This window comes from Pseudomonas sp. R2-37-08W, from assembly GCF_003851705.1.
GTDB lineage: Bacteria > Pseudomonadota > Gammaproteobacteria > Pseudomonadales > Pseudomonadaceae > Aquipseudomonas.
Genome location: NZ_CP027728.1, coordinates 2,105,956 through 2,127,278, shown reverse-complemented (window position 1 = coordinate 2,127,278; position 21,323 = coordinate 2,105,956). Strand labels below are relative to the sequence as shown.

At 61.1% G+C, this 21,323-nt stretch carries 21 protein-coding genes and 2 pseudogenes; 11 read left to right on the top strand and 12 right to left on the bottom strand.

Annotation, left to right across the window (positions count from 1 at the left end):
* Positions 1-116: 116 nt before the first annotated feature.
* Positions 117-947 carry a PhzF family phenazine biosynthesis protein gene (locus C4J93_RS09935; RefSeq protein WP_124406814.1) on the bottom strand — a complete coding sequence of 277 codons (831 nt, stop codon included), beginning with the start codon at positions 945-947 and terminating at the stop codon, positions 117-119.
* 3 nt (positions 948-950) lie between these two features.
* A complete protein-coding gene (locus C4J93_RS09930) occupies positions 951-1,649 on the bottom strand; it encodes a glutathione S-transferase N-terminal domain-containing protein (RefSeq protein WP_124370276.1) in 699 nt (232 codons plus the stop codon).
* 254 nt (positions 1,650-1,903) lie between these two features.
* Here C4J93_RS09930 and C4J93_RS09925 point away from each other — a divergent pair, with 254 nt between their 5' ends.
* Both C4J93_RS09925 and C4J93_RS09920 read left to right on the top strand, forming a co-directional pair.
* Positions 1,904-2,605, top strand: coding sequence for a histidine phosphatase family protein (locus C4J93_RS09925; RefSeq protein WP_124370275.1), 702 nt, complete (start codon positions 1,904-1,906; stop codon positions 2,603-2,605).
* A 57-nt stretch (positions 2,606-2,662) separates the two neighbouring features.
* Complete coding sequence (locus C4J93_RS09920; RefSeq protein WP_124429222.1) at positions 2,663-3,718, top strand: permease; 1,056 nt, start codon at positions 2,663-2,665, stop codon at positions 3,716-3,718.
* Positions 3,719-3,962: 244 nt separating this feature from the next.
* On the opposite strand, the gene mnmH is transcribed toward C4J93_RS09920, so the two are convergent.
* The 4 genes from mnmH to C4J93_RS09900 all read right to left on the bottom strand — a co-directional run bounded on the left by mnmH (position 3,963) and on the right by C4J93_RS09900 (position 7,223).
* Positions 3,963-5,066: a tRNA 2-selenouridine(34) synthase MnmH gene (gene mnmH / locus C4J93_RS09915; RefSeq protein ID WP_124429221.1), complete on the bottom strand. Its 1,104-nt coding sequence runs from the start codon at positions 5,064-5,066 to the stop codon at positions 3,963-3,965.
* Positions 5,066-6,100, bottom strand: coding sequence for a selenide, water dikinase SelD (gene selD / locus C4J93_RS09910; RefSeq protein WP_124429220.1), 1,035 nt, complete (start codon positions 6,098-6,100; stop codon positions 5,066-5,068). The genes mnmH and selD overlap by 1 nt, the downstream gene beginning before the upstream one ends.
* 93 nt (positions 6,101-6,193) lie before the next feature.
* The gene (locus C4J93_RS09905) at positions 6,194-6,943 is read right to left on the bottom strand and encodes a TerC family protein (RefSeq protein ID WP_124362117.1); all 750 of its coding nucleotides are present in this window, start codon (positions 6,941-6,943) and stop codon (positions 6,194-6,196) included.
* Positions 6,944-6,971: 28 nt separating this feature from the next.
* Complete coding sequence (locus C4J93_RS09900) at positions 6,972-7,223, bottom strand: hypothetical protein (protein WP_124362116.1); 252 nt, start codon at positions 7,221-7,223, stop codon at positions 6,972-6,974.
* Positions 7,224-7,357: 134 nt separating this feature from the next.
* Between C4J93_RS09900 and nhaR the strand changes: the two genes are divergently transcribed.
* Positions 7,358-8,260: a transcriptional activator NhaR gene (nhaR, locus tag C4J93_RS09895; protein WP_124362115.1), complete on the top strand. Its 903-nt coding sequence runs from the start codon at positions 7,358-7,360 to the stop codon at positions 8,258-8,260.
* Between the two features lie 161 nt (positions 8,261-8,421).
* Positions 8,422-9,642 (top strand): serine/threonine transporter SstT, encoded by a 1,221-nt coding sequence (gene sstT, locus C4J93_RS09890; RefSeq protein ID WP_124429219.1) that lies wholly within the window; start codon positions 8,422-8,424, stop codon positions 9,640-9,642.
* 64 nt (positions 9,643-9,706) lie between these two features.
* Here the strand turns inward: sstT and C4J93_RS09885 are convergent, their stop codons facing one another.
* Positions 9,707-10,216 (bottom strand): DUF1993 family protein, encoded by a 510-nt coding sequence (locus tag C4J93_RS09885; RefSeq protein ID WP_124362113.1) that lies wholly within the window; start codon positions 10,214-10,216, stop codon positions 9,707-9,709.
* Positions 10,217-10,331: 115 nt separating this feature from the next.
* Between C4J93_RS09885 and C4J93_RS09880 the strand changes: the two genes are divergently transcribed.
* Positions 10,332-10,982, top strand: a complete 651-nt coding sequence (locus C4J93_RS09880) for a YceH family protein (protein WP_124366536.1) — start codon at positions 10,332-10,334, stop codon at positions 10,980-10,982.
* A 148-nt stretch (positions 10,983-11,130) separates the two neighbouring features.
* Here C4J93_RS09880 and C4J93_RS09875 read toward each other — a convergent pair whose 3' ends face one another.
* Complete coding sequence (locus tag C4J93_RS09875; protein ID WP_124429218.1) at positions 11,131-11,949, bottom strand: shikimate 5-dehydrogenase; 819 nt, start codon at positions 11,947-11,949, stop codon at positions 11,131-11,133.
* Between the two features lie 156 nt (positions 11,950-12,105).
* Here C4J93_RS09875 and C4J93_RS09870 point away from each other — a divergent pair, with 156 nt between their 5' ends.
* From C4J93_RS09870 to C4J93_RS27105, 3 genes are all read left to right on the top strand, one after another.
* On the top strand, positions 12,106-12,465 hold the full coding sequence (locus C4J93_RS09870) for a hypothetical protein (RefSeq protein ID WP_124362110.1): 360 nt from the start codon (positions 12,106-12,108) through the stop codon (positions 12,463-12,465).
* Between the two features lie 231 nt (positions 12,466-12,696).
* A complete protein-coding gene (locus tag C4J93_RS09865) occupies positions 12,697-12,891 on the top strand; it encodes a hypothetical protein (protein WP_033899765.1) in 195 nt (64 codons plus the stop codon).
* Between the two features lie 91 nt (positions 12,892-12,982).
* Positions 12,983-13,159 carry a hypothetical protein gene (locus C4J93_RS27105; RefSeq protein WP_164484521.1) on the top strand — a complete coding sequence of 59 codons (177 nt, stop codon included), beginning with the start codon at positions 12,983-12,985 and terminating at the stop codon, positions 13,157-13,159.
* Here the strand turns inward: C4J93_RS27105 and C4J93_RS09860 are convergent.
* Positions 13,156-14,223 (bottom strand): AI-2E family transporter, encoded by a 1,068-nt coding sequence (locus C4J93_RS09860; RefSeq protein ID WP_124362109.1) that lies wholly within the window; start codon positions 14,221-14,223, stop codon positions 13,156-13,158. The two genes, C4J93_RS27105 and C4J93_RS09860, sit on opposite strands and share 4 nt — an antisense overlap.
* A gap of 175 nt (positions 14,224-14,398) precedes the next feature.
* Here C4J93_RS09860 and yegQ point away from each other — a divergent pair, with 175 nt between their 5' ends.
* Positions 14,399-15,712: a tRNA 5-hydroxyuridine modification protein YegQ gene (yegQ, locus tag C4J93_RS09855; protein WP_124429217.1), complete on the top strand. Its 1,314-nt coding sequence runs from the start codon at positions 14,399-14,401 to the stop codon at positions 15,710-15,712.
* Position 15,713: 1 nt separating this feature from the next.
* Here the strand turns inward: yegQ and C4J93_RS27650 are convergent, their stop codons facing one another.
* From C4J93_RS27650 to C4J93_RS09845, 3 genes and pseudogenes are all read right to left on the bottom strand, one after another.
* Positions 15,714-16,469: a methyl-accepting chemotaxis protein gene (locus C4J93_RS27650; protein ID WP_370004746.1), complete on the bottom strand. Its 756-nt coding sequence runs from the start codon at positions 16,467-16,469 to the stop codon at positions 15,714-15,716.
* A 102-nt stretch (positions 16,470-16,571) separates the two neighbouring features.
* Positions 16,572-17,393 (bottom strand): annotated as a pseudogene (locus tag C4J93_RS27645) (cache domain-containing protein); the annotation flags it as partial.
* Between the two features lie 177 nt (positions 17,394-17,570).
* Complete coding sequence (locus C4J93_RS09845) at positions 17,571-18,890, bottom strand: Na+/H+ antiporter family protein (protein ID WP_164484581.1); 1,320 nt, start codon at positions 18,888-18,890, stop codon at positions 17,571-17,573.
* Between the two features lie 213 nt (positions 18,891-19,103).
* Here C4J93_RS09845 and C4J93_RS27640 point away from each other — a divergent pair.
* Positions 19,104-20,372, top strand: a pseudogene (locus C4J93_RS27640) (chemotaxis protein); the annotation flags it as partial.
* Between the two features lie 150 nt (positions 20,373-20,522).
* A complete protein-coding gene (locus C4J93_RS27635; RefSeq protein ID WP_372238176.1) occupies positions 20,523-21,278 on the top strand; it encodes a methyl-accepting chemotaxis protein in 756 nt (251 codons plus the stop codon).
* Positions 21,279-21,323: the final 45 nt, after the last annotated feature.

The following is a 21,323-nucleotide window of genomic DNA, read 5'->3' as shown; positions in this document are numbered from 1 at the left end:
GCTTTCCTGAAAAAATGGCTGAAATCTTTGGGACCAAAGCTTATGCCCCAAGCACCCGCAGCACAAATGCCGAGGGCCCAACAGTGTATTGCGCGACACGTAACAATTGCATTGATCTAGAGCTGTAGACGGCCTTCGATGCATACCGCAACGGCGCCGCCGACCCAGACTTCATTACCCTGGCGCTCGATACGAATACGCCCGGCGCGGCCCATGACCGTGCCCTGGCTGACCACATAGCGCTCCGGCGCCAGGCCTTCACTGAGCAACCATTGTGCAAGGCCAGCATTCAAGCTGCCGGTGGCCGGGTCTTCCTGGGCTCCGTCGCCGGCGATAAAGGCGCGCACCTCAAACTGTGCGTCCTCCCTATCGCAAGGAGCAATGATGCCAACGGCCAACCCGAGCAGTTGCGCATAGTCAGGCTTCACCTCCAGCACGGCCTGGCGATCAGCCAGCATCACCGCCAGCCAACCGGCGCCGTTATCCACCCATTGGCTGCGCACAATAGCGTCGGGGGCCAGGCCCAACCCCAGGCGCACACGCTCCAGCAGCGGCGCCTCGACAACGCCCGAACGCAACAGCGGTGGCGCGATAAACGCCAGCTCGTCGCCTTCGCGTCGGATGCGGACCAAACCGATTTCGCACTCCTGAATGACCTCTTGCCCACGCGGAACACCGCCTGCGTGCAACCACGCCTGGCAACTGCCCAACGTTGGATGCCCGGCAAACGGCAGTTCCTGCAAGGTGGTGAAAATTCTCACTCGGTAATCGGCGCGTGGGTCACGGGGCTTCAGCAAGAACGTGGTTTCGCTGAGGTTCGTCCACTTGGCGAAGTCGGCCATCTGCTCGTCCGTCAGGCTGTCGGCGCCGAGCACCACGGCCAGCGGGTTGCCTTTGAGGGGCACGCTGCTGAATACATCCAGTTGCTTGAAATCGAAAGTCGGCATGCTTCAGCTCGGAATGTTCAGGCCACGGATCACTGCAGGGCGTGCGATAAAGCCATCCAACGCGCGCAGTACATTGGGGAAATCGGCGATACCCACCAGGTCGCCCGATTCATAGAAGCCGATCAGGTTGCGAATCCAGGGGAAGGTGGCGATGTCAGCGATGCTGTAGTCATCCCCCATGATCCACGTGCGGCCCAGCAGGCGTTTCTCCAGCACCTGGAGCAAGCGGCGGGACTCGGCGACATAGCGGTCACGCGGGCGCTTGTCTTCGTAAGCCTTGCCAGCGAATTTGTTGAAGAACCCCACCTGCCCGAACATCGGGCCGACCCCGGCCATCTGGAACATCAGCCACTGGAGGGTTTCATAGCGGGTGGCCGGATCTTCGGAGAGCAACCGGCTGGTTTTTTCTGCCAGGTAAATCAGGATCGCGCCGGACTCGAACAACGCCAGCGGCTGCCCGCTTGGGCCATTGGGGTCGATGATCGCAGGGATCTTGTTGTTGGGGTTCAGGGACATGAATTCGGGAGACAACTGGTCCTGGGTGTCGAAACTGACCTTGTGTGCCTCGTAGGGCAGGCCCAGCTCTTCAAGCATGATTGATACTTTTACACCGTTGGGCGTAGGCAACGAGTACAGTTGCAAGCGCTCCGGGTGCTGGGCGGGCCATTTACTGTTGATCGGGAAAGCGGCAAGTGCATTCATCGGAAGAGGTCCCTGGGCGGAAAGCCCCCATGATAGTCACCTGTTCGCCACCCTGCATGGGTCATCATTAAGCAACATTGCCTGGCTAGAATCCCACACGGGCGAACCAAAACGCCCAAGCGCACTCTTAAATGCGCTCGCAGGGTGAATGGAGGCACCTGGCTATACCGACAAGGAACACCCCCAGGACGCACACTGCGCCATTGGGCCGGGCCTGTCCGCCTTAACCCGACGCATGAAGACTCGAACCCATAATGAAGATCAAGCCTCTGCGCCTTGTGCAACAATTCAAACGCCATTCATACATGATGTTACCGCTGCTGCTGGTCACCGCTGGCATTGTCACGGCATTGGATGCCCGCGAAAGCCGCGCACAACCGGTGGACGGCGTGCAAACCCTGGTCTTCCTGCGCCACGGCGAAAAACCTGCCGGCGGCCTGGGCCAACTCAATTGCCAAGGCCTGAACCGCGCCATGAACCTGGCCAGTGTATTACCGGAAAAATTCGGCAAAGCCGATTACGTATTCGCCGCCAACCCCACGCGCAATGTCGAGGAAGGCGAGCTGGATAACTCCTACAGCTATATCCGCCCACTGATGACCATCAGTCCCAGCGCAATCAAGCTGGGTTTGCCGGTCAACATCAAGTTTTCCGCGAACGACACCAGTGCCCTGGCCGATGAGCTGGTCGAAGACAAGTACCACAACGCAACGATCTACACCGCCTGGTCCCACGGTTACCTGCCGGAGTTGATCAACAAAGTCGCCAGTGAAGCGGCCGGCGAGAAGCACACCATCACCGAAGACTGGTCCGGTAACGACTATGACTCGCTGTACGTGCTGACACTGACCTGGCACAACGGCAAGGCCTCGCTGCTCAGCCGCAACTACAAGCAGGGGCTCAATAATGGTGAGGAAACCTGCCCGGATCCGACCCAGGTCAGCGCAGATACCTGAAGGTTGAGCGTCAGGCGCGTATGATGCCCGCTATTGACTCATCTGCGGATCATCTCCATGCCCAACCTCGCTTCTGCCCAGCCCAACCGGGGCTGGTCGTTCTGGTGCAAACCTGCGCTGTTTCTGCTGGTGGCCTGCATCGGCCTCTACTATGTGAAATGGTCGCCCTACTACCTCAAGGCGTTTATCGCGGCCGATAACCACAGCATCGGCGCGTCGATTCTCAACGACCAGCAAAGCTCGCCCCTCGCGGCGGCGCTGGCCTATGCCCAGGTGTATTTCCTGGCAATCTGGAAGGCCGCCGTACTGGCGGTAATCCTCGGTTCGCTGCTGCAGGTGTTGATCCCTCGCGACTGGCTGTTGCGCCTGTTTGGCCGCGCCGGCCTGGGCTCGACCCTGCGTGGCGGGCTGTTCGCCTTGCCGGGCATGATGTGCAGCTGCTGCGCGGCGCCTGTCGCAGCGGGTATGCGGCGCCAGAAAGTATCGGTCGGTGCGGCGCTGGCGTTCTGGATCGCCAACCCGGTCTTGAACCCGGCCACCTTGGTGTTCATGGGGTTTGTGCTGGGCTGGGGCTTTACCGCGCTGCGGCTGGTGGCAGGGATTGTGCTGGTGGTGGGTGTGTCGATGGTGGCGCAGCGCATTGCACGTCCGGAGCAAGTGCCGGAAGCGGCGCTGCAGGCTGTGGCCGAAGTCAGCACTGTTGAGTCCGAAGCTTTCCTGGTGCGCTGGTTACGGACCTTGTGGCAGCTGTTCTGGAGCACCATCCCGGTGTATATCCTCGCGGTGCTGATCCTTGGCGCGGCGCGGGTCTGGCTGTTCCCTCATGTGGACGGGGCGATGGCCGACAGCCTGGTGTGGCTGGTACCGCTGGCGATTGTCGGCACGTTGTTCGTGATTCCTACGGCGGCGGAGATTCCCATCGTACAAACCATGATGACCCTGGGCATGGGCACCGGCCCGGCCGTCGCCTTGCTGATGACCCTGCCGAGCGTGAGCCTGCCGTCGCTGCTGATGCTGCGTAAGGATTTCGATGCGCGGGTGCTGGTGACGGTGGCCGGGCTGACCATGCTGATGGGAGTGGTGTGTGGGTTGATCGGGGCGGTGATTCTTTAGCTTTTGCGTGAAGGCTTTATCGCACCCCGTGACCCAAGTGTGGGAGGGGGCTTGCTCCCGATGGCGGTCTGTCAGTTAAAAAAATGGGTGACTGCTGCACCGCAATCGGGGGCAAGCCCCCTCCCACATTGGGCCTGCGGCGTTTGGACTGGATCATCCGGCGCTCGAAAGCCAAAACTCCTGTTTCCCGGCATTAACTGAAGAAACCGGCTCAACCTGTTGTGAGCTCAATGGCATCCGAAACTCACGCCACCCGAGCAGCCCGCTCGCGCAAATACTCCACCACTGCGCCCTGCTCCCCGGCAAATTCGATTCGTGCGCCTTTGCTCTCACGCTGAAACGCATACATCGGGTCGTAATACTCACGCAACAGCCCTTCAATCCACACCCGGTGCACATCCACGGCGCCACTGCGCGCCTGCTCCGCCAGGGCGTCCTGCAAAATCGCCTGCAGCCGCTGGAAGCGTTCGCCACCCAGGCGCTTATGGATATTGGCCAGGCTCTGGGTAAGTCGTTCGGCAAACATCGCCTGGCCATTCTCACCCCATACCCCGATGAACTCGGCGCACAGGTCGACCACGTAATCGCGCAGGATGCGTTCCACGCGGCCTTCAACGCTGTCTTCCAGCCACACCATTGGAAACGCCTGCATACCTTTGTGCAACGGCAGCGGCAGCGCGCAACTACCGATCATGCGGCTCTCATCCTCGACCACGAACTGCTCGATGCCTGCCGCGCGCTTTTTCAGCAGGTCTACCGCAAGGCGGTTTTCGAAGTCGATAGTGGACGGTTGCGCCGTGGCGCGCTTGCCGAAGCTGGAGCCGCGATGGTTGGCGTGGCCTTCCAGGTCCAGGGCGTTGCGTAGTTGGCCGAGCACTTCGGTCTTGCCGGTGCCAGTCATGCCGCCGAGCAAGACGAAATCACATTGGACGGTGGCCTGCTCGAGCGTGTCCAGCAGGAAGGTGCGCATGGCCTTGTAGCCGCCGCCGACGCGGGGGTATTCGATACCCGCTTCGGTTTTCAGCCATTGCTGCACGATCTGCGAACGCAGCCCGCCGCGAAAGCAATACAGGTAGCCGTCTGGATTGGCCTGGGCGAACTGGGCCCACTGCGCGATGCGTTCGGCCTTGATCGGCCCCGACACCAACTCATGGCCCAGCACGATTGCAGCTTGTTGGCCTTGCTGCTTGTAGCAGGTGCCTACACGTTGGCGCTCCTGGTCGGTCATCAACGGCAGGTTGACCACCCCGGGAAACGCGCCTTTGGTGAATTCGACCGGCGCGCGGGTATCCATCATCGGCCGGTCGTTGAGGAAGATGTCGCGGTAATCGGTGATGTCAGTCGCCATCAAACCACCTCTACCGCGTTGCTCTGTCGCTCAAGCAGTTCGCCGATCGGCTCGAGGGTAAGGCCCAGTTCAGCGGCCACCACGTGGAACTCGGCGTCGCCTTCGGGCGTGACGGCGATCAGCAGGCCGCCGCTGGTTTGCGGATCGCACAGCACGCGCTTGTGCAGCTCCTGCACACGCCCGAGCTTGCTGGCGTAGCTGTCGAAGTTGCGCAAGGTCCCGCCCGGTACGCAACCCTGCTCCAGGTAGTACTCGACGCCCGGCAGACGGGGCACTTTTGCATACTCGATGCGAGCCGTGAGGCCGCTGCCGTCGGCCATCTCTACCAGGTGACCAAGCAGGCCGAAACCGGTGACATCGGTCATCGCCGTCACCCCGGCCAATTTGCCGAAACGGCTACCGGGTTTGTTGAGGGTGCACATCCAGTCGCGGGCCAGGCCGATATCCTCCTCGCGCAACTTGCCTTTCTTTTCGGCGGTCGTGAGGATGCCGATGCCCAAAGGTTTGGTCAGGTACAGCTTGCACCCGGCGGTGGCGGTGTCGTTGCGCTTCATATGGCGCTTGTGCACGATGCCGGTCACGGCCAGGCCGAAGATCGGCTCCGGGGCGTCGATGGAGTGCCCACCGGCCAGCGGGATACCGGCAGCGTCGCAGACCGCGCGGCCGCCACGAATGACTTCGCGGGCAATCTCCGGTGCCAGCACATTCACCGGCCAACCGAGAATGGCAATGGCCATCAACGGGTCGCCGCCCATGGCGTAGATGTCGCTGATGGCATTGGTGGCGGCGATGCGGCCGAAGTCAAAGGGGTCGTCGACGATCGGCATGAAAAAATCGGTGGTGGAGACCACGCCGCGCTCGTCGTCGATGGCGTACACCGCCGCATCGTCACGGGAGGCGTTGCCTACCCACAGGTTGGGGTCGAGGTTCTGTGCGCCACTGCCGGCAAGGATCACTTCCAGCACCTGGGGCGAGATCTTGCAGCCGCAACCCGCACCGTGGCTGTACTGGGTAAGGCGAATCGGCTCGTTCATGGTGGACCTCAAGCTATCAAGTGCGCCGATTCTAGCAGACAGCAAAAGGCCGGCTGGGCTCATATGAACCCAGCCGGCCTTTTGGTGCAGCGCTTACTGGCGAGCAGCGAGCAAACGCTTGTGGCGGTTACGCCGTGCGATATTCAGGCACTCGATAGCCGCCGAGAACGCCATGGCCGCATACACGTAGCCTTTGGGCACATGGGCGCCGAAGCCTTCGGCGATCAGCGTCATGCCGATCATGATCAAAAAGCCCAGGGCCAGCATCACTACGGTCGGGTTGTCGTTGATGAACTTGGCCAAGGGTTCTGCCGCCACCAGCATCACGATCACCGAGGTCACCACGGCGATGATCATGATCGGCAAGTGTTCGGTCATGCCGACTGCCGTGATGATGCTGTCGATGGAGAACACCAGGTCGAGCAGCAGGATCTGTCCGATGGCGGCCGCAAAGCCGATGGCAACCGTATTGCCAACGCTGGCTTTGTCTTCGGGCTCCGGGTCCATGCTGTGATGGATCTCGGTGGTCGCCTTCCACACCAGGAACAAGCCACCGGCAATCAGGATCATGTCCTTCCACGAGAACGCCTGGCCGAACACTTCGAATACCGGCGTCGTCAATTGCACGATAAACGCGATGGTGCTCAACAGGCCCAGGCGCAACACCAACGCCATGCTGATGCCAATGCGTCGCGCCTTGGCCCGGTGCTGCTCGGGTAATTTGTTGGTGAGGATCGAGATGAAGATCAGGTTATCGATGCCCAGCACGATTTCCATGACGATCAAGGTCGCCAGTGCGATCCAGGCGGTGGGGCTGGCGGCCAGTTGTAAAAGATAATCCATAGGTCAGTCCTGACGTTGTGCTGGGAAATTAGGTTTCTTGGGTATCAGATTCTGCATCTTTTTCTGGCTGATCATCCTTTTTCTGCGGATTGATCAGGCCCTGGGTCGCTTCACTCAATGCCTGCTCGGCGGCTTTCTGGGTGTCATCGATTGCTTGCTTGGCCGTTTCGGTGGCTTTGCCCAGTACCTGCTGCGCGCTTTTCTCGACTTGATCACACCCGCCGATCATCACCAATGAAAGCGCAAGCAGTGCAGCCGCGCCCAGGGAATTGAGTTTCATGATGTATTCCTCGTTAGAACGCTTGGGTCCAAATAGTAGCCCCGCGATAGCGACGCATTCTATGCAGGCAAACAGTTCAGGAAAATTCGTATTTTTATCGCGTATACTTCGATTTTTACGAAGTGTAGAAAGCAATGCTCAATTATCGACAGTTGCATTACTTCTGGGTGGTGGCAAAGACCGGCAGCATCGTGCGCGCCTGCGAGCAACTGAACCTCACGCCCCAGACCATCAGCGGGCAGATCAGCCTGTTGGAACACACTTTTGGTATCGCACTGTTTCAGCGCGTCGGCCGCCAGCTGGAGCTGACCGAAGCCGGACGCCAGGCGCTGCCCTATGCCGAGCAAATGTTCCAGACCGGCAATGAATTGGAGGCGATGCTGCGCGCACAACCCAACGAGCAGCAGATTGTATTTCGCGTCGGCGTGGCGGACGTGGTGCCCAAATCCATCGTGTACCGGCTGATTGCCCCCACCATGGAGCTGAGCGAACCGATCCGCATCACCTGCCGTGAAGACAAACTCGAACGGTTATTGGCCGACCTGGCCATCCAGCGCCTGGACCTGGTGATCTCCGACAGCCCGATGCCCACGCACCTGGACATCAAGGGCTACAGCCAGAAGCTGGGGGAATGTGGCATCAGTTTTTTCGCCACCCAGGCATTGGCTGATCAACATAGCGGCGATTTCCCAGGGTGTTTGCACGGCGCGCCGTTGTTGATCCCCGGCGCGGAGACCGTGGTGCGCAGCCGTTTGCAACGCTGGTTTGCCGATCAGCAGATTCAACCCAGGATCATCGGCGAGTTCGACGACAGCGCGTTGATGCAGGCCTTCGGGCAATCGGGCAGCGGCATCTTTATCGCTCCCAGCGTGATCGCCGATGAAGTGGTGCGCCAATACGGCGTGGCGCTGATCGGCCAGACCGACGCGGTGACCGAGTCGTTTTATGCCATCTCGGTGGAGCGCAAGGTCAAGCACCCTGGCATCGTGGCGATTACCGAGGGCGCCCGACGCGAGCTGTTTACCACCCTGCCCTGATGACACGCCCGCGCCGATGAATCCAAATCCGACAGTGCGGGTGACGGAATGACGCAGCGAACGGGACTCGTCCTACAGCATGTTAGACTTCGCGCCTGCTGCCTACAGTACTTTCTCCTTGCAATGCTGTGCCCTACTAAAAAAATCAGAGACAACTGTTTATGACTGCTGCCCCTTCCCTGCTGCAACGTTTAATGCGCGTCAGCCTGGTCACCCAAATTATCATCGGCCTGATCGCCGGGATTCTGCTGGCCCTGTTGTTGCCTGAGGCCGCCAAGGCCACCGGGTTTATCGGCAAAGTGTTCGTCACGGCGCTGAAGGCCGTCGCGCCGATCCTGGTGTTCGTGCTGGTGATGGCGTCTATCGCCAATCATAAACACGGCCAGGAAACCCATATCCGGCCGATCCTGTTCCTGTATCTGCTGGGTACCTTTGCCGCTGCCGTGGTTGCGGTGGTTGCCAGCATGCTGTTTCCGTCGTCCCTGGTACTGGCCACCCATGACGCCACCGTGAGCGCTCCCGGCGGTATCGGCGAGGTGCTGCAAAGCCTGCTGCTGAGCGTGGTCGATAACCCGGTCAGCGCACTGATGAATGCCAACTTCATCGGCATCCTGGCCTGGGCCATCGGCATGGGCATTGCCATCCGCCATGCCGGCGAAACCACCCGCACGGTGCTCGATGACCTGTCCAACGGTGTGACGCTGATCGTGCGCGTGGTGATCCGCTTTGCCCCGCTGGGGATCTTCGGCCTGGTCGCCTCGACCCTGGCCACCTCCGGCTTCGGCGCCCTGCTCGGCTATGCCCACCTGCTGGTGGTGCTGATCGGCTGCATGCTGTTCGTGGCGCTGGTGGTCAACCCGGCCATCGTATTCTGGAAACTGCGCCGTAACCCGTATCCGCTGGTGCTGCTGTGCCTGCGCGAAAGCGGTATTACCGCGTTCTTCACCCGCAGTTCGGCGGCGAATATTCCGGTGAACCTGGCGCTGAGCAAACGCCTGGGCCTGCATGAAGACACCTACTCGGTATCGATCCCGCTCGGCGCCACGATCAATATGGCCGGCGCCGCGATCACCATTACCGTGCTGACCCTGGCTGCCGTGCACACGCTGGGCATTGCCGTAGACCTGCCCACCGCCGTGCTGCTCAGTGTGGTCGCGGCCATTTGCGCCTGCGGGGCTTCGGGCGTGGCCGGTGGTTCGCTGCTGTTGATTCCGCTGGCGTGCAGCCTGTTCGGCATTCCTAGCGAGATCGCCATGCAGGTGGTGGCTGTAGGTTTCATCATCGGCGTGCTGCAGGATTCGGCGGAAACCGCGCTCAACTCGTCCACCGATGTGCTGTTTACCGCGGCGGCGTGCCTGGGCAAGGATGAACGGCTGGCTTGAACGCCAGCTGTAAAAAAGCCCGGGCCGTTCGTTGAAGAACGCACCCGGGCTTTTTTGTGGGTGCTTAGAAAGCGCCCATGTAATCACGCTTGCCCACTTCAACGCCGTTATGGCGCAGCAAGGCGTAAGCGGTAGTGACGTGGAAGAAGAACTGCGGCAGGCCATAGGTCAGCAGGTAGGACTGGCCGCTGAAGCGCTTCTCTTTCGGGGTGCCTGGGCGGGTGACGATTTCGATGCCTTCCTTGCCGTCGATCTGCTCGGGCTTGATGGTATCGACGAAGGCCAGCACCTTGGCGATCAGCGCTTGCAGGTCGGCGAAGGTGACTTCGCTGTCTTCGTACTTCGGCACTTCGATCTCGGCCAGGCGCGCGGAAACGCCCTTGGCGAAGTCGACGGCGATCTGCACCTGGCGCACCAGCGCGAACATATCCGGGAACAAGCGCGCTTGCAGCAGAGCGTTCGGTTCGATGTTCTTGGCGGTGGCGTGGGCTTCGGCTTTGTTCAGCACATCGCTGAGGGCGTTGAGCATTTGCTTGAAGACTGGGATAGAAGCGGCATACAGGGAAATAGTCATGTCAGTCTCGTGGTAATGGCAGGGTTGGAACCAGCGACGATTATAGCCATGCCTGCCGCTTGTCTTTTATTTTTTCCGGCTTAGGCTAGTGGATTCACTGCATAGGGAAAGCGCGATGACCGCCGAGCACGACACCGACACGCCTGAGCCGCGCCTGAATAGCACGGAAATCCGCATCCTGGGCTGCCTGATCGAAAAACAGGCGACCAACCCGGAAACCTACCCCCTGACCCTCAACGCCCTGGTGCTGGCGTGCAACCAGAAAACCAGCCGGGAACCGGTGACCAATCTCAGCCAAGGCCAGGTCGGCCAGAGCTTGCGCGTGCTGGAAGGCCAGGGTTATACCCGGCTGGTCATGGGCAGCCGCGCCGACCGCTGGGAACACCGCGTGGACAAGGCGCTGGAACTGGTGCCAGCGCAAATGATCCTGATCGGGCTGCTGTTCCTGCGCGGCCCGCAGACGGTCAATGAGTTGCTGACGCGCAGCGGGCGCATGCATGACTTTGAGGACGCCGAGCAGGTGGTGCACCAACTCGAACGCCTTATTGCACGGGGCCTGGCGCTATTGGTGCCGCGCCAGGCGGGGCAGCGCGAGGATAGGTATACCCATGCGCTGGGGGACCCGGCGGATATCGAAACGATTATTGCCGCGCGCGGTAACCCGGTGGAGCGCGGCGGCGGCGGCGTCTGCGTCGAGCGTATCGAAGAGCTGGAAGCGCGAATTGCGGCGCTGGAAGAACGCCTGGCGCAGTTGGAACAGGCCTGACGAGCATCCAACTTGGAACATGCTGCCAGTTGTAGGAGCGAGCTTGCTCGCGAAAAACGCCCAGGCAACGCATTTATTCTGGATAAACGCGGCGCCCTTGAGTTTTTCGCGAGCAAGCTCGCTCCTACATCGCTCCCCGCTTAAACCGTCAGGTCCGTGCGAACGCCACGGCCGCCTGAAATTGCTCCGGTGTAGGACGCACGCCGGTATACAGCACAAACTGCTCCAATGCCTGGATCGCAATCACTTCAAGGCCGGTAATCACCCGCTTGCCCTGGGCACGCCCGCGCACGATCAACGGGGTTTCAGCGGGGATCGCCACGACATCGAACACCGTCTCGGCTTGATCAACGGCATCGGCCTCGAACGCCAACTGATCCGCCTCTGCCCCGCCGGTCATGCCAATCGGTGTCACGTTAACCAGCATGCGTGGGCGCAACCCGCCCAGTTCAGCCTGCCACTCATACCCCAGGTTACGTGCCAGCGCCCTGCCCGCCACCTCATTGCGCGCCACGATCACGCCATTGGCGTAACCGCCGTCACGCAAGGCGCTGGCCACGGCCTTGGCCATGCCGCCGCTGCCGCGCAGGGCGAAGCTTGAGTCCTTCGGTACCTGGTGTTTTTTCAGCAGTTGCTCGACGGCAATGTAGTCGGTGTTGTAGGCCTTGAGACGGCCGCCGGTGTTGACGATGGTGTTCAGGGAATCGATGGCTTGAACCGAATCGTCCAGTTCGTCCACTAAAGCGATGGCAGCCTCCTTGAACGGCATCGACACGCCGCAACCCCGGATGCCCAGCGCCCGTATGCCACCGATCGCACCGGGCAGATCCTGGGTGCTGAAGGCTTTATAGTAAAAATTCAGGCCCAACTGCTCATACAGATGGTTATGGAAACGCAGGCCGAAATTCCCGGGCCGCGCCGACAGTGACATGCACAGTTGGGTGTCCTTGTTGGGGTTCATCTGCATGGGTAGCTCCTTGAAGTAAGCAAATCGGTACAGACCTTACACAACCTTTACCTATCGGCTGTGCTGTTTTTCAGAAATACGTTGTCTTAAAAGTATCCCCGCGACAATCCTTGAGTCTATTGATTGCAGACCACAAGCGCAGGGGCTAACCGAGGAATGACCATGATGCGTAAAGTCCCCAGGATCGCCTTGCTTATTGGCGCACTCGCGATGGCAGGCCAAGCCTCCGCCCACGGTGGTGGTTGGGGCGGCCCGGCCGTGTTGGGTGCTCTTGTCGGTGCAGCTGTCGTCGGCTCCGTGGTTGCCAGCCAGCCGCGTGAGGTCTATGTGCAGCAACCGGTGTACGTCCAGCCGCAGCCGGTATATGCCGCCCCGCCGCCGGTCTACTACGCACCGCCGCCACCGGTGTACGTGCAGCAACAGGTTTATTACCGTCCGGCGCCGGTCTATTACGGCCCGCCACGGGGTTATGGCTACTATGGCCCGCCCCACGGCTACTACCGCCACGGCTGGTAACACACGGCTGTACACGCAACAGGCCTCGCCCACACGCGGGGCCTTTTTTTGCCTGGAACGTCTGGATTTATCTTGCCAAGGTCGTTGTGAGGACAATGCTCGGGCGGTAATCCCACATGATCCGGTTGGGATCTCCTATTGCTCGACCGGTACGAACGCTGTCATGTTTGTGTCACGAGCCCGTTTCACTATCGACCCTGTCCACCCAATAACAATTACGGACGATTGACCATGCCCACACAAAATCCGCATCGCACCGCTGGCCTCTGCACTTCCAGCAAGGTCTATAGCGCCCTGACCGAACTCAAGCACCTGGAAGGCCACCGCAGCGCGAAGTTCCTGGCATTACTGGCAGAGAACCTGGTGCGCAAGGGCCTGCTCAGCGAACAGGAAGTGGTGCACATGCTCGACCAGGTGGTGGACTGACGCCTGGCGTTGATGTTGACTATCGAGCCAGGTGATTTTTCCTACGCGCGATCGCACCGTAAGGTGACCTCCATAACGTTTGGAGGTACTTATGCCCACTGTTCAGATCATGTCCGTCATCGGCAGCGCCGTTCCCGCCCCTCTTCGCAAGCTGGGTTTGCTCGCCTGCTGGTACGTAGTACGCGATGGCGAGCCTATCAGCGGCCCGCTCACTTCGTTATCCGACGCCCAACTGCAACTGGCTGCCAACTACAGGCTTGAAGCCTAGGGCAACGGTAACTTGACGCGCGGTTTGGTTTCCACGAACAACGCCCAGCAGGAAATGAACAGCGCCGCGACCAGCGGCCCGATCACGAAGCCGTTCAGGCCGAACACCGACAGGCCGCCCAGCGTCGAGATCAGGATCAGGTAGTCCGGCATCTTGGTGTCCTTGCCCACCAGAATCGGGCGCAGTACGTTGTCCACCAGGCCGATCACGAACACGCCGAACAGCGCCAGCACCACGCCCTGCCAGATCGACCCGCTCAACAAAAAGTAGGCGGCCACCGGCCCCCATACAATCCCGGCGCCCACTGCGGGCAACAGCGACAGAAACGCCATCAATACCGCCCAGAGCAACGCACTGGGAATATCCAGGAACCAGAAAATAAAGCCCCCCAGCGCACCTTGAGTGACGGCCACCAGCACGTTGCCCTTGACCGTGGCCCGCACCACCCGATTGAACTTGAGTTGCAGGCGACGCTTTTGCGGCTCGGCCAATGGCACCGCCGTGCGCACCTTGCGTACCAGTTCCGGACCGTCGCGCAGCAGGAAAAACAGCAGATAGAGCATGATGAAAAAGCTCACCAGGAAATCGAACGTGCCCTGGCCGAAGCTGAACGCCTGTGTGGCGAAGAACTGGCTGCCCTGCATCGCGCCTTTCACCACCTTTTCCCGCAGCCCTTCCAGGTTGCCCATGCCGAAGCGGTCCAGCAGGTGCTGGAAATACGGCGGCAGGAAATGCTTGAACTGCTCGATATAACCGGCCACATCCAACTGGCCGCTTTCGACGTTCTTGTAAAGGGTGGCGCCCTCTTGCACCAGCAAGGCGCTGGTAATGATCACTGGCAAAATCGCGATCACCAGGCACACCGTCAAGGTGGTCAGGGAAGTCAGGTTGCGGTTCCAGCCAAAGCGCTGCTGCAGGCGGCGCTGCATGGGCGCGAAGATGATGCCGAGGATCACCGCCCAGAACACCGCGCCGTAGAACGGCAGCAATATCCAGATGAAGGCGACGGTCACCAGGGCCAGCAGTAACAGCAGGGTCTTGAATTGCAGGTTGGTTTGATTCATGTCCGATCCATGTCAAAAAAGCACAGGGCCGGTGTCGGCCCTGTTGCTTAGTCCGCAGCGAAACCTGGGAGTGCCCTGGTTGATCGAACAAGCATAGATCGGCTTATCTAGACGTGGGTCAATGCACCACGCCAAGGCCTGCACTACCCTCGCGCCTTTTGCGGCTCACACCTCCATGCTCCCACTGATCGCCCCCGAACTGCTCGCGCCCGCCGGCACGTTGAAGAACATGCGTTACGCCTTTGCCTATGGCGCCGATGCGGTGTACGCCGGCCAGCCGCGCTACAGCCTGCGCGTGCGCAACAATGAATTCGACCACGCCAACCTGGCCCTCGGGATCCAGGAAGCCCATGCACAGGGCAAGCGTTTCTACGTGGTGGTGAACATCGCGCCGCACAACGCCAAGCTGAAAACCTTTCTCAAGGACCTGGCCCCCGTGGTCGCCATGGGCCCGGACGCGCTGATCATGTCTGACCCAGGGCTGATCATGCTGGTGCGCCAGCATTTTGCGCAGATGCCGGTTCACTTGTCGGTTCAAGCCAATACCGTCAACTGGGCCAGTGTGGCGTTCTGGCAACAACAAGGCATCTGCCGGGTGATCCTGTCGCGGGAGTTGTCGCTGGAAGAGATCGGCGAGATTCGCCAACACGTGCCGGCAATGGAGCTGGAGGTGTTCGTCCATGGCGCCCTGTGCATGGCCTATTCCGGGCGTTGCCTGCTATCGGGCTACATGAACAAGCGCGACGCCAACCAGGGCACCTGCACCAATGCATGTCGATGGAAATACCAGGCCACCCCGGCGGTGGAAAATGCCACGGGTGACATCGTCCAGGCATTCGAACCGACGCTGGGCATCGGCACGCCGACCGACCAGGTATTCCTGTTGCAGGAAGCCAATCGCCCCACTGAGCAGATGCCGGCGTTCGAAGACGAACACGGCACCTACATCATGAACGCCAAGGATCTGCGCGCCGTGCAGCACGTGGAGCGCCTGACCCGCATGGGCGTGCATTCACTGAAGATCGAAGGCCGTACCAAATCGCACTTCTATTGCGCGCGCACCACCCAGGTGTATCGCCGCGCAATTGATGATGCGATGGCCGGTCGCGCCTTTGACCGCCGCTTGATGACCGACCTCGAATCCCTGGCCCAGCGCGGCTACACCGAAGGTTTCCTGCGCCGCCATGTGCACGACGAATACCAGAACTACCAGAACGGCAGCTCCGTCTCCGAGCACCAGCAGTTTGTGGGTGAGTTGACCGGCGAACGCCGGGGCGAGCTGGCCGAGGTCAAGGTGAAGAACCGCTTTGCCGTGGGCAATCAGCTGGAACTGATGACGCCGGCCGGCAACTTTCACTTTGCCCTGGCCACCTTGCATAACGCCAAGGGCGACGCCATCGAGATAGCGCCGGGGGATGGGCACACGGTATATGTGCCCCTGCCGGCCGAGCTGGACCTGGCGTTTGGTTTGCTGATGCGCGACGTGTAGGTCAGATCCTGAACTGGCCCACCAACTGCCCGAGGCGCTGGCCCAAGTCCGCCAGGCTGCGGGAAGTCTGGGCGCCGAGCTGGGTTTCATCGGCCACGCTGTCCACCGCCACGGCAATCTGGTGCACGCTGCGGTTGATCTCTTCCGCCACGGCGGTTTGTTCCTCGGCGGCGCTGGCGATCTGTGCGTTCATCGAGTTGATGGTGCCGATCAACTGGGCCATGGTGTCGAGCGACGCGCCGGCCTGATTGGCCTGGGCCGATGTGCCGTCCCCGGCATCGCTGGAGCGGCGCATGGCATCCACGGCGGCTTCGGTGCCTTTTTGCAGGCGGTCGATCATGCCCTGGATTTCCTGAGTGCTGGTCTGGGTGCGGCTGGCCAGGGCGCGCACTTCATCGGCGACCACCGCAAACCCACGTCCGGCCTCCCCTGCCCGCGCAGCTTCAATTGCCGCGTTGAGCGCCAGCAGGTTGGTTTGTTCGGCAATCGAGCGAATTACGCCCAGCACACTGACAATCGACGACACGTCCTGTTGCAGGCTGTCGAGGGACACACCGCTGCTGCGGATATCGTTCACCAGCGCGTGAATCTGCGCGATGCTGCCGTCTACCACACGCTTGGCGGCCTGGCCCTCGGCATCGGTCTGCTGCGCGGCGACGGCGGCCCCCTGGGCACTGCGCGCCACTTCATGGGCGGCGGACGACATCTGGTTGATCGCGGTGGCGACCTGATCGGTTTCGTGACGCTGGCGTTCCATGGCGGTTTCCGAGCGCTGGGCTTGCTCGGACACCTGGCTCACCAGGCCGGTGAGTTGCGCGGTCATTTCGGTGATCTGGCGGACCAGGCCGTGGATCTTGTCGACAAACCGATTGAACGCGCCGGCCAGGTCGCCGAGTTCATCCTGGCTGGTAATGGCCAGGCGGCGTGTCAAGTCACCTTCACCGGCGGCGATATCGTCCAGGTTGGCCTTCATCAGGCTCAGTGGGCGCAGGATCGTGTTGGCCACCAGCAGGCCGACGGCGGCAATCACCAGCAATACCACGACCGCCAGACCGAGAATGCTCAACAGTACGCCTTCCATGCGTTTCTCTACCTTGGCCTCGACCACCGCAACCTGAGCATCGATGCCATCCAGGTTGACCGAGGTACCGATGACCATGTCCCACTTGGGCAGGTATTCGGTATAGCCGAGCTTGGGCACCAGCTCGGTCTGGCCGGGCTGGGTCGAGCTGTATTGCAGGTAGTGGGTACCGTCCTTGCCGACTTTGACCAGGTCGCGGTTGACGTAGACGCCGTTGGGGTCGCGGTTGTCCTTGAAACTCTTGCCCACGCCGTCCGGGCTGTTGCCCTTGAACAGGCGAATGGTCTCGGAATCGTAGCCGAAGAAATAACCGTCCTTGCCGTAGCTGGTGTTGGACAGCAACTTGACCACCTGCGCCCGCGCTGCCGTATCACCGGGGGCGGCCGCGTCGTAGAACGGCTTGATGGTGGTCAGGGCCACCTCGACATAACTGTGCAGCGTGGCCTTGGCGTCATTGAGCAGACGTTGGCGGGTTTCATCCACTTCGTTGCGCGCCTGGCCCTGAAGTATCCACACGGTGGTCAGGCTGATCACCAGGGCGAACAGCAACACCGGCACTATGGCAAGGGTCAGGACTTTGGCCTTGAGGCTCAGACGCATGGCTTTTCTCTCTTATTAGGGGCGACTTGAGAGGTTAGCGGCCAAACGCAAGATTTCTGTAGGAGCGAGCTTGCTCGCGAAGGTCTGCGCCCCTAACACGTGCATTCTGGATGAACGCATTATCTGGACGTTTTTCGCGAGCAAGCTCGCTCCTACAGTAAGGTATGGGCCCGGCTGTCAGAGCGTCATCGCAGCCAGCCAGCCAAACGCCAGCAGCGGCAGGTTGTAGTGCAGGAAGGTCGGCACCACGGTGTCCCAGATATGATGGTGCTGGCCGTCGATATTCAGGCCGGAGGTCGGCCCGAGGGTGGAGTCCGACGCCGGTGAACCGGCGTCGCCCAAGGCCCCGGCGGTGCCGACGATGCATACGATTGCCAGCGGGCTGAAACCCAGTTGCACGCACAACGGCACAAAAATCGCGGCCAGGATCGGCACTGTGGAAAACGACGAACCGATGCCCATGGTCACCAACAGCCCCACCAGCAGCATCAACAGCGCCCCTACCCCACGGCTATGGCCGATGAACGCCGCCGAGGCCTCCACCAGCGAGCGCACATCACCGGTGGCCTTGAGCACTTCGGCAAAGCCCGACGAGGCGATCATGATGAAGCCGATCATCGCCATCATCTTCATGCCTTCGGTGAACAGGTCATCGGTGTCGCGCCAGCGCACGATGCCCGACACCGAGAAAATCAGGAACCCGGCCAGCGCGCCGATGATCATCGAGTCCAGCCACAGCTGAATGATGAACGCCGAAGCAATCGCCAGGCCGGCGACCAGCAGGGTCAACGGGTTGTACTGCACCGCCACCTGCTCGACACGCTCGATTTTCTCAAGGTCGTACACGCGCTTTTTGCGGTAACTGATAAACACCGCCACCAGCAGGCCGACCACCATGCCCAGCGCGGGCAGGCTCATGGCGTGGGTCACGTTGACCTGGCTGATGTCCACGCCGCTCTTGGCCACGTTGGCCAGCAGGATCTGGTTGAGGAAGATATTGCCGAAGCCCACCGGCAGGAACATGTAGGGCGTGATCAAGCCGAACGTCATGACGCAAGCGATCAGGCGGCGATCCAGTTGCAGTTTGGTCAACACGTATAACAGCGGCGGCACCAGCAGCGGGATGAACGCGATGTGGATCGGCAGGATGTTCTGCGAAGCAATCGCCACCGCCCACAACAGGCCGATCAACAGCCATTTGACGTGATTGCCGCCGCTGGCTTCCTGGCGATCGACCAGCAACAGCGCTTTGTCCGCCAGGGCATGGGCCAGGCCGGATTTGGCAATCGCCACCGCGAAAGCGCCAAGTAAGGCGTAGGACAAAGCCACCGTCGCACCGCCGCCCAAACCGCTGTTGAACGCTTTGAGCGTGGCGTCGATACCCAGGCCACCGGTCAAGCCGCCCACCAGGGCGCCCACGATGATGGCGATGACCACATGCACGCGGGACAGGCTGAGCACCAGCATGGTGCCGACCGCGGCGATAACAGCGTTAATCATGGTTACCTCAAGACAGAAACATAAAAGACCGGCATGCCCGCGCCTCAGCGGCCATTGAAGGTGCTGCCAGCGTACGGGCTCAAAGAGGTCTTATTAGAGGCCGCGCACTTTGCAGCAGCCGGGCGGCCATGTCAAAAAGCGACGCCGTTTTGAGGGTTAAATTGAATGTTTGAATAAAGAAAAAACCAGCGCAGCCGATAACAATTTTCTATGTGTATTCAGGTAAAGGATGTCCCGATGTCGCTCAGGCAGCTCTCCATTCAATGGAAAATCACCCTGCTCGCGGGCCTCTGCCTGCTGGGGATCGTGACCCTGCTGGTGGGTCTGTCGCTGTATCGCATGGCGCAGAGTTCCGAGCAGGTCAAAGCGTCCAGCATGCAGATGCTCGATGAGGCCGCCCAGGCGCGCATCGAGGCTCAAGGTGAAGTGCAGGCGCTGGGCATTCGCCAGCAGTTCATGGATGCCTATCAGTACGGCCATGGGTTTTCCCGCCAGGTGCTGTTTTTGCGCGAGCAGGCGGAAAAACGCTTTCTCGACGCCTTCGACACCCGCGAAGACCTGACCCGTCAGGTCAGGGCTGCGCTCCAGGCCAACCCCGACCTGCTCGGCCTGTCCCTGGTGTTCGAAGCCAATGCGCTGGACGGCAAGGATGAATTGTTCGCCAACCAGGCGGAACTGGGCAGTAACGACACCGGCCGCTTCGCCCTGTACTGGTCGCAGCCGACGCCCGGCAAAATCACCTCCATGGCGCTGCCCGAAAGCGACATGAGCGACACCTCCGTCGGCCCCAGCGGCGAAAAAGCCAACGCCTGGTTCACCTGCCCGCGCACCACCCTCAAGCCGTGCGTGATCGAACCTTACTTTTATGTGATCGACGGGCAGAACGTGCTGATGACCAGCATCGTTTTCCCGCTGATAGTCAACGGCAAAGTCATTGCCTCGTTGTCGGTGGACATCAACCTCAACAGCTTGCAGGCCGTGAGCCAACAGGCCAGCCAGAAACTGTACGACGGCCAGACCCACGTCAGCATCCTCAGCCCCACCGGCTTGCTTGCCGGCTACAGCCCGGACGCCAGCAAGCTCAGCCAGCGCCTGGACCAAGTCGACACGGCCAACGGCGCAGAGTTGATCATGGCCCTGGCCAGCAGCACACAAACCCGCAGCCTGCGTAGCGATCAGCAACTCAAAGTGCTGGCGCCCTTTGCCCCGATCCCCGGCGGCAAGCCGTGGGGCGTGCTGCTGGACGTGCCGAAAAAAGTCCTGGTGGCGCCGGTCGAGGCGCTCAAGGCCCAGTTGGATGCCGACAATACCCAGGGCACCCTGCTGGAACTCGGGCTGGGCCTGCTGGCCGCCGTGGTCGGTCTGATCCTGGTGTGGTTGATGGCGCGCAGCGTGACCCGGCCGATCCTCGGCGTGGCACACATGCTCCAGGACATCGCCAGCGGCGAAGGCGACCTGACCCGCCGCCTGGCTTACGACAAACAGGACGAGCTGGGCCAACTGGCGGGCTGGTTCAACCGTTTCCTCGACAAGCTGCAGCCGATCATCGCCGAGGTCAAACGCTCGGTGCAGGACGCTCGTGGCACGGCCGACCGATCCGCCGCGATTGCCAGCGAAACCAGCGCCGGCATGGAGCAGCAGTATCGCCAGGTTAACCAGGTGGCCACCGCCTCCCACGAAATGAGCGCCACCGCCCAGGACGTCGCCCGTAGCGCAGCCCAGGCAGCGCAAGCCGCCCGCGATGCCGACCAATCCACCCGCAATGGCCTGACCGTGATCGATCAGACCACCAGCAACATCGGCTTGCTGGCCGCTGACATGAGTACGGCCATGGCGCAGGTTGAAGGCCTGGCCAGCAGCAGCGAAAAAATCGGCTCGGTCCTGGAAGTGATTCGCGGCATCGCCGAGCAGACCAACCTGCTGGCGCTCAATGCCGCCATCGAGGCAGCCCGCGCCGGTGAGGCCGGCCGTGGCTTTGCCGTGGTGGCCGACGAAGTGCGCAACCTGGCACGGCGCACCCAGGAGTCGGTGGAAGAAACCCGCGTGGTGATCGAACAATTGCAAAGCGGCACCGAGGAAGTGGTCGGTGCCATGGGCAACAGCTACCGCCAAGCCCAAGGCAGCGTCGAACAGGTCGGCCAGGCCGTCACCGCGCTACGTCAGATCGGTGACGCCGTGACCGTGATCAGCGACATGAACCTGCAAATAGCCAGCGCCGCCGAAGAGCAAAGCGCGGTGGCCGAAGAGATCAACCACAACGTGGCGACGATTCGGGATGTGACGGAGTCGCTGTCGGAACAGGCCAATGAATCGGCGCGGGTGAGCCGGGCGTTGAACAGCCTGGCGAATCAGCAGCAGGGGTTGATGGATCAGTTCAGGGTGTAACCACTCTTATCCTGGCGCGGATCCAATGTGGGAGGGGCGGTGCGA